Origin of the sequence: Marinobacter algicola DG893 (genome assembly GCF_000170835.1) — a bacterium.
Lineage (GTDB): Bacteria > Pseudomonadota > Gammaproteobacteria > Pseudomonadales > Oleiphilaceae > Marinobacter > Marinobacter algicola.
This window is the reverse complement of the sequence record NZ_ABCP01000011.1, coordinates 87,032-100,321: the sequence shown is the minus strand read 5'-3', so window position 1 is coordinate 100,321 and position 13,290 is coordinate 87,032. Positions and strand designations below refer to the sequence as shown.

The 13,290-nt window shown below is 55.9% G+C and carries 12 protein-coding genes; 10 read left to right on the top strand and 2 right to left on the bottom strand.

Going from position 1 to position 13,290, the window contains the following annotated elements; all coding sequences use genetic code 11:
* The 10 genes from MDG893_RS09970 to MDG893_RS09925 all read left to right on the top strand — a co-directional run.
* Positions 1-1,038 (top strand): Bug family tripartite tricarboxylate transporter substrate binding protein (locus MDG893_RS09970; protein ID WP_425268454.1); only part of this gene is annotated, 1,038 nt, incomplete at its 5' end.
* 203 nt (positions 1,039-1,241) lie between these two features.
* Entirely contained in the window at positions 1,242-1,784 is a 543-nt protein-coding gene (locus MDG893_RS09965) for a cupin domain-containing protein (protein WP_007153649.1), read from the top strand.
* 96 nt (positions 1,785-1,880) lie between these two features.
* Positions 1,881-3,398, top strand: a complete 1,518-nt coding sequence (locus MDG893_RS09960) for a tripartite tricarboxylate transporter permease (RefSeq protein ID WP_007153648.1) — start codon at positions 1,881-1,883, stop codon at positions 3,396-3,398.
* Positions 3,395-3,901 (top strand): tripartite tricarboxylate transporter TctB family protein, encoded by a 507-nt coding sequence (locus tag MDG893_RS09955; protein ID WP_007153647.1) that lies wholly within the window; start codon positions 3,395-3,397, stop codon positions 3,899-3,901. The genes MDG893_RS09960 and MDG893_RS09955 overlap by 4 nt, the downstream gene beginning before the upstream one ends.
* 141 nt (positions 3,902-4,042) lie before the next feature.
* Positions 4,043-5,083: a Bug family tripartite tricarboxylate transporter substrate binding protein gene (locus MDG893_RS09950; RefSeq protein WP_244264413.1), complete on the top strand. Its 1,041-nt coding sequence runs from the start codon at positions 4,043-4,045 to the stop codon at positions 5,081-5,083.
* 88 nt (positions 5,084-5,171) lie between these two features.
* Positions 5,172-6,386: a cupin domain-containing protein gene (locus MDG893_RS09945; protein WP_007153645.1), complete on the top strand. Its 1,215-nt coding sequence runs from the start codon at positions 5,172-5,174 to the stop codon at positions 6,384-6,386.
* A 29-nt stretch (positions 6,387-6,415) separates the two neighbouring features.
* Positions 6,416-7,474 carry a TauD/TfdA family dioxygenase gene (locus tag MDG893_RS09940; RefSeq protein WP_007153644.1) on the top strand — a complete coding sequence of 353 codons (1,059 nt, stop codon included), beginning with the start codon at positions 6,416-6,418 and terminating at the stop codon, positions 7,472-7,474.
* Positions 7,475-7,535: 61 nt separating this feature from the next.
* Complete coding sequence (locus MDG893_RS09935) at positions 7,536-8,567, top strand: Bug family tripartite tricarboxylate transporter substrate binding protein (protein WP_007153643.1); 1,032 nt, start codon at positions 7,536-7,538, stop codon at positions 8,565-8,567.
* A 25-nt stretch (positions 8,568-8,592) separates the two neighbouring features.
* Positions 8,593-9,132, top strand: a complete 540-nt coding sequence (locus MDG893_RS09930) for a cupin domain-containing protein (protein WP_007153642.1) — start codon at positions 8,593-8,595, stop codon at positions 9,130-9,132.
* Between the two features lie 36 nt (positions 9,133-9,168).
* Complete coding sequence (locus MDG893_RS09925) at positions 9,169-10,371, top strand: alpha-hydroxy acid oxidase (protein ID WP_050776491.1); 1,203 nt, start codon at positions 9,169-9,171, stop codon at positions 10,369-10,371.
* Here MDG893_RS09925 and MDG893_RS09920 read toward each other — a convergent pair.
* Both MDG893_RS09920 and MDG893_RS09915 read right to left on the bottom strand, forming a co-directional pair.
* Complete coding sequence (locus MDG893_RS09920; RefSeq protein WP_007153639.1) at positions 10,316-11,815, bottom strand: ethanolamine ammonia-lyase reactivating factor EutA; 1,500 nt, start codon at positions 11,813-11,815, stop codon at positions 10,316-10,318. The two genes, MDG893_RS09925 and MDG893_RS09920, sit on opposite strands and share 56 nt — an antisense overlap.
* Positions 11,816-11,849: 34 nt before the next feature.
* A complete protein-coding gene (locus MDG893_RS09915) occupies positions 11,850-12,986 on the bottom strand; it encodes a cupin domain-containing protein (RefSeq protein WP_007153638.1) in 1,137 nt (378 codons plus the stop codon).
* Between the last annotated feature and the right edge of the window lie 304 nt (positions 12,987-13,290).

Sequence of the window (13,290 nt, the reverse complement as noted above, 5' to 3'; positions counted from 1 at the left end):
TTTTTATCTAGAACACTAACCGCATTCGGCTTGGCAGCTTTGGTCGGATTTTCAACGGCGCAGGCTCAGGACAGCGCTGAGAACTTCTACGAAGGCAAGACACTGACGCTGATGATCGGTTATTCGGCGGGTGGCGGCTACGACACCTATGCCCGCACGCTTTCGCGGCATTTGGGCAAGCATATTCCGGGCAATCCCAACGTGGTGGTGCGGAACGTGCCCGGGGCCGGAAGCCTGGTACTGACCAATCAGATTACCAATATCGCGGAAAATGATGGGACTGTCATTGCCACTATTGGACGCGGTATGGCGTTCGAGCCGCTGTTTGGCAATGCGCAGGCCCAATTCGAGCCTGGCGAGATGAACTGGCTTGGCAGTTTGAATAACGAGACCAGCATCTGCGTTTCCTGGCATGAATCCGGAATTGATCGATGGCAGGACCTGAAAGAAACGTCCATGACTGTTGGTGGAACAGGATCTGGCGCAGATACCGATCTTTTCCCGCGGGTACTGAGCGAAATTTTTGGTTTCAAACTGAACGTTATTTCCGGTTACCCGGGTGGCAACGATATTTTGCTGGCAATGGAACGTGGCGAGGTCATGGGGCGGTGTGGCTGGTCCTGGAGTAGCGCCAAATCTCGACGTTCGGACTGGTTTGCACAACTGAACGATGGCTCTGAACAAAGCAAGGTCAACCTGCTGTTCCAGATGTCACTGAAAAAGCACAGCGAGCTTCCTGATGTGCCTCTGGTGACTGAATTTGCTGAAACTCAAAAACAGCGCCAGGTACTCAATCTTTTGTTTGCACGGCAGGTGATGGGACGTCCTTACGTTGCGCCTCCGGGAGTTCCCGAGGACCGAGTCGCCGTCCTGCGGGAGGCGCTGGCAAAAACAGCGGAAGATCCTGCCTTCCTGGAGGAGGCAGCGAACCAGGCGTTGGGTATTAATTTTGTCGGCGGTGAAGAGGTTCAGGACATCGTTCTTGAAGCGTACAAATCGCCCGATGATGTGATTGCGATTATCAAGAACGCGAACTGAAACCGGAGCAGGGCCCGGCAGGTTCTAGCGCCGGGCTCTGCAACTTTTCCCTGGAGAATTGCGAAGTTCAGCTTATATCGATCCGGTTATACAAAATACCGAAAACACCATTTGTCCTTACCCATTTTAGGTGTTGAATTGATAGGGAAGTTGGACGGTTTTTGCACAGCAGAAAAATAATCTTAAACAGAGATAAAAACGCTATGTCACCAGCCATTCATAACCCCCAGACCAGAGGCCACGAGCCTTCGAATCTGAACACCGGAAAAGGTGGTTTGGAGCGGGCTCTGGCAGCACACCTCGCCGAGCACGATTTGCGAAAGCCGCAGACCTTCCGGATGCGGGTTCGGCTGCCGAAAAAAGGTCGTGGGTCGGCGTTGCTGGCGGCCACGGACCGGATGTGGGTAAACCTCAAGACTTACGCTGAGGGCGGCGAAAATACCCTGCACGCCCACACCAACGAGGACCATACGTTCATTGTTCTCCAGGGTCGGGCCACGTTTTACGGGCTGGAGGGAGAGGCAGTCACGTTTTCGCGGAATGAGGGCATTCTTTTGCCCCGAGGCTGCCGTTACTACTTCCACGCCGAGCCGGGTGAAGCGCTGGTGTTGCTGCGTGTCGGTTGCGTGGTAGATGCCGAAGCCTCTCCCTGGACGCGGACGGGTTCAGACGGTGAGCCCCTTCCCGGTTCCAGTAAAGAAAATAAATCGGTTACCACTGAATTCAGTGATGAATACTTTCAATAACAACAAAACTGTGAGGCCTCTCAACGTCTCCAAATCCGGTGAAACTGCATCGTCGGTCGTTGAGTCAGCCCGCACCGTTCGGGAGTGGACACGTTCATGTCGATGTTAGACGCAGCTTGGGCAGGCTTTCTGGGCATCATGCACTGGAAAGCATTCCTGTTGATGTTGGTGGGTATTGTCATCAGCTCGACGCTGGTGGCAATGCCAGGCGTCGGCAGCAAGACCGCCATCGCGCTTTTGCTTCCGTTCGCCTTCGTCTTGGAGAAATTCGAGGCGGTCGCGCTTATCGTTAGCATTTGGGCAGTCAGCAATACCGCCAACTCCATAACCGCGATCATGTTCTCGGTGCCAGGAGGCGGCGGTTCGCAGGCGACCATTATGGATGGCTATCCCATGGCGCAACGGGGCGAGGCTGCCCGCGCACTGGCTGCGGCGTTTACCGCTTCTGCGCTGGGCGGTGTCATCGGAGCTATTGTGTTGCTGGCCGCTATTCCCGTGGTGCGACCCCTTGTCCTTTTGATGGGTGCGCCAGAGTTTTTCATGCTGACCATGATGGGCGTTGTCATGGTGGGTTCTCTGAGCGGTAATGCGCCGCTCAAAGGTATCGCGGTGGGCGCGCTTGGCCTGGCTATTTCGATGATGGGCATTCATTCGCTGAGCGGTGTGCCGCGCTATACCTTTGACTCGGTCTATCTGTTCGACGGGATCGGGCTTGTGCCCCTGACCATCGGCTTGTTTGCCATACCGGAACTGATCTTCATGGCATCCCGTGGTCAGGGGGTTTCCAACGTGGAACTTGGAAACCTGAGCGAGGGCCGTCGGCAGGGAATCAAGGATGCATTCACACACTGGTGGCTGGTCGTACGCAGCGCGTTCGTCGGGGTCTGGGTTGGCATTATCCCGGGGCTGGGATCGTCCGTAGCCGACTGGTTTGCCTATGGGCATGCCAGGCAGACCTGCAAGGGTGCCAGCGAAACCTTCGGCAAGGGCGATGTTCGAGGGGTTATCGCAGTCGATGCCGCTACCAATGCAAAAGAGGGGGGTGCTCTGATTCCGACGCTCGCGTTCGGCATTCCCGGCAGCAGTACTTTGGCATTGATCTTCGGTGGGCTGCTGATCGTTGGTATCAAGCCGGGCCGGGAGATCCTGACGACCCAACTGGATGTCACGTTTTCCATCATCTGGCTTCTGATTATTGCTTCGATCATCACCACTTTGTTGTGCCTGTTGTTCACCCGGCAACTTGCGATGGCGACCATGTTGCGGCCGAGTGTTCTTGTCCCCGTGATTCTGGCGATGGCTGTGTTGGGCAGTTTTGCCAACTCAAACCGCATCGATGATGTTGTCGTCATGATGGGCTTCGGCATCGTGGGGTATGTCCTTCGAGCCGGTGGCTGGCCGCGCCCGCCACTGCTATTGGGAGTCGTGCTCGGGCCGCTGGCCGAAAACTTCCTTTGGACATCTTTCCAGGTATACGGGTTTGGTTTTCTGGCGAGGCCGGGTGCGTTAACTCTCATGGTGGTTTTGGTGGTTATCGTGGCATACCCCTCCCTGATGCGCCGGTGGTATGGCTCAACAAACGATCGCCGTGACCCGAAGGAGGCCAAGCAATGAGCTATCTGCCGAGATCTTCACTTGTAACCCTGGGCATGCTCCTGATTTTTGCCTACGTCATCTACGAGGCGGCCGGCAAACCAATGCAGGCAAAGCTCTTTCCCATGACGGTTGGCATTCTTGGGCTCGTACTGATCTCGATCCAGCTTGGGCGCGAGCTTTGGACGGCGTGGAGAACAGACGAAACACAAGCGGATCGAAAGACCAACCAGCAGGATGGCGCAGCCGATTTTGCGATAACCGATGTCGAGAAATCACGCATCGGACGGCTAAGAGCCGCTGAACAGTTCTGCTGGCTGGCGGGTTTGCTGCTCGGGCTGTTCTTGATTGGGTTTTATATTTCAGTACCGCTCATGGTGGGGCTCTACCTGTGGCGGCACCAGGAACGCCCCATGTTTGTTATTGCCATGTCCGCAGGTGTTGCCGCCGTGGTATGGGGGGTTTTCAACCAACTGCTGAATTTGCCTTTTCCCCAGGGGCTGATTCTGGAGTGGCTCTCATGAGAGGCACAATCCATCCGGCGACTTTCGACGGGTGATGCATGGGGCTTCAGTGTTTGGATCGCGGTTCAAAACGCGATGACGGGGGCAGAAATGAAAGTGCTAACGAGTAAAAACAACAAAACCGATAGAGAGGATTCAACCATGGTTAAAACGACAAAAAAATGCATTGGTTTTCTTTTCGCAATGATGGCGTTGGCGGCAGGTGGCGGAGCTTTTTCCTCATCCGCGCTGGCTCAGGATGACAGTGCGGTTGCCGATTTCTACAAAGGTAAGACCGTTTCGGTTGTCATTCGGTCAACTCCGGGAGGTGGCTACGACTTTTACGGCAGGCTGGTCGCCCGTCACATCGGGAAATACATTCCGGGTAACCCGGATGTAATTGCGGTTAATCGGCCTGGTGCGGGTGGTCTGGTGGCCACCAACTACATGTTCAACCGTGCGCCTAAAGACGGCACTGAAATCCTTATTCCGGCGCGTGAGCTGGCGGTTTCTGAAAGACTTGGTGGGTCCGAGATTCGCTATAAGACCCTGGAGTTTGGTCCTCTGGGCAGCGTCTCCAAATCCACCAGGGTTTGGTTGGCGGGGCCAGATGTGCCTGTGAATAACCTGGAAGATCTTAAAAACTACCGTGAAAACCACGGGCGCGATTTCAGCTTTGCCGTTAGTGGGCGGTCTGCAGGCTCTTACCAGCTGGCTTTGATGCTGGAGGAATCCGGATACCCGGTAAAAATCATTACCGGGTATGAAGGCACTTCCGATCAGACCCTTGCGGTTCTCCGCGATGAGGCACAAGGCACCATCAATACCTATGGCAGTGCCCTTGACCAGATCAAGGATGAGGGCTTCAAGGTGATTAGCAAACTGGGCAGTCACCCAGACATCGACAATGTTGAAAACGTGAAGACTGCGCTTACCGGTAAGTGGCTGCAGGTGGCGGAGGTTCTGGAAGGTCAGATGTTGGTGGGCCGCCCGTTCTTTACAGCGCCTGGTGTGCCTGAGGATCGCCTGAAAGCTTTGCAGGATGCCTTCTACAAGGTGGTCCAGGATCCAGAGGCAGCCGAGGAAGCCAAGCGCGCAGGCCGTCCTTGGGGCGATTACGCCAGCCCTGCGGAGATGACGGATGCCTACGAGAAACTGTTTGCAGCGCCAGACGAAGTCGTTGAACTGCTGGGAACCGAGTGATGACCGGGGCTGACCACGCTGCTTGTTGGCGCGGTCAGCCCATGGCCCTGGAAGCGATTCTACGACGATCTTAACGTGAGGAAATGCAATGTCTCAGCAGGCAAGCGGTGAAACGGCAGAAAAATGGGAAGAGCCGGGGAAGGGAAAGCGGGCCGGTTTTGGCTCTTTTGGTCAACCCAAATCGGATTATGACAAGTTCATGGATTCCGAAGGTGTACCGGTTTTTCGGGGTATTGGCATTGGGTCGGTCAAGGATTTGCCACTGGCCGACTGGCCGCGACTGGGAGGCCGTGGCAGTTATATCCAGTTGAATGGCTCGGAAGGAAAGTGGGGGTTCTACATTGCCGAAATTCCGGCGGCCGGAGCGCTCAATGTTGAAAAACACCTGTATGAGAAGGTGGTGTTTGTGGTGGAGGGGCGCGGATCCACCGAAGTTTGGCTGGAAGAAGGCGGCAAGAAGCACACCTTTGAATGGCAGAAAGGCTCGTTGTTCTCCATTCCGGTCAACGCCTATCACCGTATCGTAAACGCTACCTCGAAACCCGCGCTGATTACTGTTGGCACGACCGCACCAAACCTGATTAATCTGATTGGCGACGTCGATTTCATCTTTAATTGTCCCTACAAGTTCACCGATCGTTTCTCCGAATCGGATGACTTCTATGTGCACAACGAGGACATAGAGCCGGATCCGATTCGGGGCCTGGCAATGCAGCGCACCAACTACATTCCGGATCTCATCAACGCGGACCTGCCTTACGACAACCGTCGGTCCCCGGGGTATCGCCGGGTCGAACCGCAGATGACGGGCAACAAGTTCTACATCAAGATTGGCCAACATGAAACCGGTCGGTACGCAAAAGCTCACGCCCATACCTCAGCAACCGTGCTGATGTGTATCGGCGGCCATGGGTATACCTATACCTGGCCTGAGCGGCTGGGAGTGAATCCCTGGGCAGATGGGAACGGTCACCTGGTCGAACGGGTTGATTATGGTCCTTTCGGGATCGTCAGCGCGGCACCTGGCGGCGCTCGCTGGTATCACCAGCATTTCAATGCCTCGAAAGAACCGTTTCGCTTGATCATGTGGAACGGTCCCAATCACCCAAGCCTGGTGACCGGCTTGCCGCCCGGCGCGAAACAGATTGATCACACCGGCATGGACATTACCGAGGGCGGCACATCCATCCCCTACTGGATGGAAGACCCATTCCTGCGTGACGAGTTTGAATGTCGGCTTGCGGAAGATGGCGGGACAAGCCGCATGGAACCAGGTCTCTACGATAAGCCCGACGACGCCTGAGTAAACATGAACGAGAGGAAGCATTCGTCATGCCCGATGTGAAGAACCTTTGGAAGCCGGGAAACCGACACAGAGAACTGGCCAGGCTCATGGAGCCCATTGTGGATCCTGCCGGCTGGTATCCGGCGGAGTTGAATGCAGATGAGTGGATATACCGTCTGTCGGACAGCGAGATCGCCGAAATTCTGGCTGCCGTCCAGTCTGTCGAGTCCGCCGGTTTGACACTCAAGGACATTGGTGCGGCTGAGTTTCCGTTGCCCACTCTGGGCCCGCGTTTGGCAGAGGTGCGCAACGAGGTGATGGAAGGCCGCGGTTTTGCTCTGGTGCGGGGTTTGCCAGTGGCCGGACGAAGCCGGTTCCAGAACGCCGTGGCGTTTTGGGGTATTGGTGCGCACATCGGTCAGGCGAGGTCCCAGAACAAGCACGGGCATTTGCTGGGCCACGTTAAGAATCTTGGAGGAGACTACGCCAAAGTGCGTGGCTACATGACCCAGGCGGCCATGGACTTTCACTGCGACAGCGCCGATATCTTGTCTCTGTGCTGTCTCAGCCCGGCCAAATCCGGCGGAGAGCATCGGATCTGCAGCTCAGTGACCCTTTACAACGAGATGCTGAAAGCGCGTCCGGACCTTGTGGAGGAATTGACCGCCCGCTTCTATCTGGCCCGCAAAGGGGACATTCCTCCAGGTGAAACCGAACCGTGGGAGCGATTGCCGATTTTCAGCGTGACGGACGGATACTTTGCCGGTCGCGGCATCAGCGCCCACATGGCAAAGGCGCAGAAAATTCCGGGAGTTCCGAAGTATACCGAGCTGCAGGAAGAGGCGATCCGGATGTACAAGGAAACGGCGCCAAAAATTGCGATCGATATTGACTTTGAGCAGGGCGACATTTCATACGTGTGCAACCACACCATGCTGCACTCACGGACGGATTTTGAAGACTACGACGAACCCGAGCGTAAACGACACCTTCTACGGTTATGGCTTTCCACCAGAATGCGACCCGTTCATTCGGAAATTGCCCGCATGCTGCGTGGCGTACCGATTGAGGGGGAGGAAGACCCGACGCCGCTTGACGCGGTTTGACGGGGTGTAAGACCGAGGCTCTGCGAAGCCCAAAAACAACAAGACTCTTTGGAGAGTGATTATGAAACTGACCTTATTACCCAGCCTGGTTTTGTCGGCTGCAATGGTGCTGGGCTCGTCCTCGGCCGTTGCTCAAGATGAGACTCCCGAACAGTTTTACAGTGGAAAGACGGTTCAATTGATGGTCGGCTATTCAGCCGGCGGTGGCTATGACACCTATGCGCGAACGGTCGCCCGACACCTGGGCAAGCATATTCCCGGCAACCCGGATGTGATTGTAAAAAACGTGCCCGGGGCGGGATCTCTGGTACTGATGAATCAACTGGCCAATACCTTACCGAGGGACGGTTCAGTACTCGGTTCGATCAACTCGGGCATGCCCTTCGAGCCCCTGTTTGGCAATGACAAAGCGCAGTTTGATATTGAGACCATGAACTGGCTTGGCAACGTGCTGGTTGCGACAACCGTCGGTGTCATCCACGAGCGAGCCGGGGTCGATAGCTGGCAGGACCTGAAAACCAAACGCGTGACCATGGGTGCGACCGGTGCTGGCTCAAATACCAACATCGTTCCCCGTATCATGGCGAAGATTTTTGACCTGCAGATTGACGTTATTGCCGGCTATCCCGGTGCCAACGACATCGTTCTGGCGATGGAGCGAGGCGAAGTCGATGGTCTGGGAAGCCGGTTCATGAGCTCACTTAAATCCAGTACACCCGAGTGGCTAGAGCCTGACAGCAAGGTCAAGATCCTGTATCAGATCGCCCGTAAAAAGCACCCGGACCTTCCCGATGTACCTCTGGTCAGTGAGATGGCGGAAACTGAAACCCAGCGTCAGGCCGCGAACCTTTTGGGCGCTCGACTGGTGATGGGGCGTCCTTACGTTGCACCTCCCGGTGTACCGGCGGATCGTCTGGCGGCATTACGCAAAGCCATGAAAGATACGGCCAACGACCCGGAATTTTTGGCAGACGCGGCAAAACAGAGCCTCGCCGTTGAATACGCTGATGACCAGGAGATGCTGGATTTCTACCGTGAAGTCTATAAAGCACCGCCTGAAGTCATCCAATTTGTCGAAGATGCAGTCAACTAACAGAACATTTACGGAGGGTGAAACGGTGACAGGTCCTATAAAAACGTCCGAAACCAGGGGGCAGGAAGAGGCCAATCCCACCTCCGGAAGTGTCCTTGAGCGTGCTCTTGATGAGCACCTCAAGGAGCATGATCTGCGGCACCCACAGATGTTCAAGCTGCGTGCAAGATTGCCCAGTCAGGGCAGGGGTTCTGCATTGGTAGCCGCGACCGACCGCATGTGGGTGAACCTGAAGACCTATGCCCAGGGGGGCGAAAACACGCTTCACGCGCACCCCAACGAAGATCATGTGTTTATCGTGCTGCAGGGCAAGGCGGTGTTCTTCGGGCCGGACGGTGAGAGCGTCACCTTTGCCCGAAATGAAGGCATCATGTTGCCGCGGGGCTGTTCTTATTATTTTCACGCAGATGAGAGCGAGCCTCTCGTACTATTGCGAGTCGGCTGTGTGTTTGATGCCAGCAAGCCACCCTGGGGCCGGGTCAACCGGGACGGTGAACCACTGCCCGCTGTCAGTAAAGGGAATAAAGCGGAAACGACGGTGTTTACCGATAACTATTTCGAATAACGGTCGCCGACGGTCGGCATTGGGTGATAAGCAGTCATGGTAGGGATAGACCATTGTTACAACATTGCGGATTTACGGCGTGCTGCCAAAAGGCGACTTCCCAAAGGGATCTTTGAGTACATTGACCGGGGGTCGGAGGATGAAGTCGCCCTGGCTCATAACCGGGCAGCCTTTGATCGGCTCAAACTGAAAACCAGGGTCCTGGAAGATCTCAGGGACCTGAATACTGACGTTGACCTGCTGGGAGACGCGTCAGCCATGCCCCTGGCCATCGCGCCAACGGGCATTGCCGGTCTGTGTTCCTACGAAGGTGAGCTTGCCCTGGCCAAAGCTGCGGCCAATGCCGGTGTGCCGTTTACCCTGGCGACCGGTTCGATAACGTCGATGGAAAAAATTGCGGAGCAGGCTCGCGGCCGCCTCTGGTTCCAGCTGTATATGTGGCAGGACGAGGCGTTGTCGTATCAATTGGTGCAACGAGCCAAAGACGCCGGGTTTGAGGCGCTGGTTGTCACCGTGGACGCCGCATTGGGCAATAACCGCGAATACAACCAACGCAACGGGTTCAGTATTCCCTTCAAGGTCTCCGCACGATCCATCATCGATATGCTGCGCCACCCCCGGTGGATGGTGTCCGTGTTGGGTCGGTATCTGGCAACGTCCGGTATGCCGCGCCACGAGAATTACCCGGCCAGGTATCAACACCGAATCGCCTTTGGTTCCGGGCAGGCCAAACCCGTGCGACAAAGCGGCATGACTTGGGCCGACATTGGGCGGTTGCGTGAATTCTGGCCCGGTAAGTTCATCGTGAAGGGAATCCTCAGGCCAGAGGACGCGCTACTCGCCATTGAGCATGGCGCCGATGGCATCGTGGTATCCAATCACGGTGGGCGTAATCTGGACAGCAGTGTGGCGTCGATCGATGCGTTGCCCGATATTGTTGCTGCGGTTGCGGGGCGTGCGACGGTCCTTTTCGACAGTGGAATACGGCGTGGAAGCGACATTGCCAAAGCGCTGGCCCTGGGCGCGGACAGTGTACTGGTAGGCCGGGCCACGCTTTATGGCGTTGCCGCAGGCGGCCAGCGAGGCGCCGAACACGCGCTTAAAATCCTGCGGTCCGAGCTTCGTAAAACGATGGCTTACCTGGGGTGCACCGATGTTTCCGAGCTGACGCCGGACATCTTTGCTAAGACTGCTCCTGTGAGGCGGGAAACAATAGAGACTTTACCGTCACAGGAATAATTTCCGTGAAGCCCATGGGCGCACCTATGTCGATATAATCCAGGTCGCCCACCGATATTCCATCGATGGCAACCAGCGTGTTTGGTATCTTCAGTTCTTCTTCGAGCACACCCCCCAGAGATTTGGCGACGTCCTGCTCCAGAAGAAGGTACAGGGGCACGTGCGGGGCCATTTTCGCGACCCTGGCAATGGCATTCGCCAATTCCCGCAAGACTCCGTAATTGAGGGTGCCGTCAATCGAAAAGGCAAGCGCCAGGCCAGCGGTGAGCCCGTGGAGATCGAACTTGATCAAAGCGTTTTTCAGTGCCTCAGCAAACGGGCAGCCCTCCCTCAGGGCGATGGGAACCACTTTGAGTGCGTAGGCGGGCAGTTGGTGGTGCTCGCTGATGTAGCTGGTATTGCCGCTGGCCTGAATGGTGTATTCGCCGGCTCCGATGACGGTCGCCCGAATACCCTGAACCGGTAGCTTTAGTTTGCCGTCGGGCAGGGTATCCAGAAATGCCGACAGCTCGGCGCCAAGAATGGTGCCCAGGTCGCCAAAAGACGCCTGAGCTTTACCGTGAATATGCTCCGAAACGCCGCCGGAAAACACAATGTGATCGATCCGGTCCAGCCCGGGAAAGCCACGAACTGGTTCTGTGACCATCAGACTGGCCGCCAACTCGGAGATCTCCTCGCCTTTCAGAACGTTGATCAGGGTTTGCGCCATTAATCGTCCCAGTTCACCTTGTTGCTCTTCGGTGATCGCCTGGCCGAGTTCCAGCTCATGGCCGCATTCTGCCAGTAGACGCCGGCCAGCCTCTTCGATGCGGGTAAGACGATGTTGCTGGTCAAACGCGATCAGCCGGGCGCCAATGCTGAGGGACGCGGTACCGGTGACCGTCCCCCGGTCGATCAGGGACAGTTTGGTTGTGCCGCCTCCCATATCGACGTTAAGCACTGTGGCCTGGTGGTGGTTCGAAAGATCGACCGCACCGCAGCCATAGGCTGCTAGCAGCGCTTCGTGATGTGGCCCTGCAGAGGCACAGATGAACTTACCGGAGTCACTGGCGAAGAAATTGGCAATGGGTTGCGCGTTCTCCTTCTTCAATGCCTCACCGGTGATGACCACAACACCGGTATCAATGTCGTCACGCTCCAGCCCTGCTTCCTGATAGGCCTCTCGTATGAAGGTTTTGACCTGTTCGATGTCAATCCGGGTGGCAGAGACATAGGGGGTCAACAGAATACTCGAGCGATACAGGAGTTCTCGTTCAGTCACCTTGAATCGCCCGGAGTAATTGCCACTCTCGCGTCTTAGTGTAAGCCGGGAAAACACCAGGTGTGTCGTGGACGAGCCAATATCTATGCCTACGCTGGTGAGCGTGAACATTTCCAGTCCTTCGATCTCGTCGCCAAACTCGAATTCGGAGGGATGTTCGTGATCAAAGTCGGCATCGTGCATTGGACACTCCTGCGGTATCGATCAACCGCTTCTATCAGCCGTTGGTCTTGGCGAACTCGGCCCAGTCAAAGTCCGGGTCGGTGTAGGCTTCCGCCGGCATGACGGTGGCGGTGTTGTTCTTGGCCAGTTCCGCTTCAAATTTCTCCCGGATCCACGGATCTTCATCGACGTATTCGATCTGATCTTTCGCCCGATCCTTCATTTTGTCGGCATGGCCATGGAACTGAACGGGTGGATGCATCGCCAGGTAGCGAGCGGGCTCACTGCCGGTGTTGAAATGCTGGTGAAACCAGCGATCCGGCGGAACAAACATACTGCATTCATGCCAGGGGACCACCACCTTTTCCTTGCCCTCTTCCCACAGGATCGAGTAACCCTCGCCCTTGGGAATAACAATGGCCCGGCCTGGCCCATGGCGGTGGGCTTTCTTATACATGCCTGCGCCGAACTGGGACATGTGGGCCGACAACTCGGTGTGGGGAAATTGCATAAAAACGCTTTTGCCGCCGGCGCCGCGCCGGATATTCGCTTCCAGTTTGTCCCACGCCCGCATGTCTGGGAAAAAGTTGCCGTACCAGTACGCCCGTTTGCTATCGACCGTTCCATCGGGGCGTTCTTTAGGCTTCACCATTTTGGCTTCTGAGTAAAAGTCCTGGCCCAGGTCTGGCGGATCAATGGCCATCGGGTTATTAAAGAAAAATTCGGCGTCTGGTACGGCGGACATCGCCATGGGCAGGTAGTTGTAGATGAGCACGCGCACCGGTCGGTCGCCGTGGGCATTGCTCAACTGATAATTGTGGTGCCGCGGCAACAGGAACATGCTGTGGGCCTGCCATTCAAACGTCTGCTTGGCTTGTCCGTCTTCGGGCCAAAGGGAGGTGAGGCCTCTTCCATCGAGCGGATAGCAGATTTCGTCAAAGGCAAGGCGAATCGAATCGAGGCTTCCACCGGGTGGAATCTCGATAACACGGGTAGAGCTGACCCCTTCCTGACCGGTCAGTTGAACAAAGGCTGCCTGGCAGTTCTGTTGCTTCCAGTGCCCGAGCTCAATGCATCTCAAGTCTTCTATGTAGTAACCTCTGTGGATAGGGATTCCCTGCTCCTCCATCCATAGATCGTAGGAGAAGAGTTTTGACCACATCTGCTGTTCGCGCCGCTTGGGTTCTGTCACTGAAATCACTCCGCTGCTTGTTATTTGAGTAAGCGTTCCGCCAGGGCGGAATGATCATACTGTCGACAGCGGCTGGTGTATTGCAAATGACTTTTTGTGAGAAATATATACGAATTTTGATTCTATTCAGTGACTTTGCCACGTTCGGATGCGGTCAAAATAAGATCTTGGGAGGATTGATCGGATCGTTTCAGCAGGCTTGATGTGAGGTTTGGACAGTAGGGCAGAAACAGCTCGGCGAGCATCAAGAAGCGGGGGTTAGTGCAACATCTCGAAGGCTCGCCGAATAATTAGAGTAGTATGC

Coding starts and splice junctions, on each gene's coding strand:
- MDG893_RS09965 (WP_007153649.1), top strand. CDS start 1,242: ATGTCACCAGCCATTCATAACCCCCAGACCAGAGGCCACGAGCCTTCG.
- MDG893_RS09960 (WP_007153648.1), top strand. CDS start 1,881: ATGTCGATGTTAGACGCAGCTTGGGCAGGCTTTCTGGGCATCATGCAC.
- MDG893_RS09955 (WP_007153647.1), top strand. CDS start 3,395: ATGAGCTATCTGCCGAGATCTTCACTTGTAACCCTGGGCATGCTCCTG.
- MDG893_RS09950 (WP_244264413.1), top strand. CDS start 4,043: ATGGTTAAAACGACAAAAAAATGCATTGGTTTTCTTTTCGCAATGATG.
- MDG893_RS09945 (WP_007153645.1), top strand. CDS start 5,172: ATGTCTCAGCAGGCAAGCGGTGAAACGGCAGAAAAATGGGAAGAGCCG.
- MDG893_RS09940 (WP_007153644.1), top strand. CDS start 6,416: ATGCCCGATGTGAAGAACCTTTGGAAGCCGGGAAACCGACACAGAGAA.
- MDG893_RS09935 (WP_007153643.1), top strand. CDS start 7,536: ATGAAACTGACCTTATTACCCAGCCTGGTTTTGTCGGCTGCAATGGTG.
- MDG893_RS09925 (WP_050776491.1), top strand. CDS start 9,169: ATGGTAGGGATAGACCATTGTTACAACATTGCGGATTTACGGCGTGCT.
- MDG893_RS09920 (WP_007153639.1), bottom strand. CDS start 11,815: ATGCACGATGCCGACTTTGATCACGAACATCCCTCCGAATTCGAGTTT.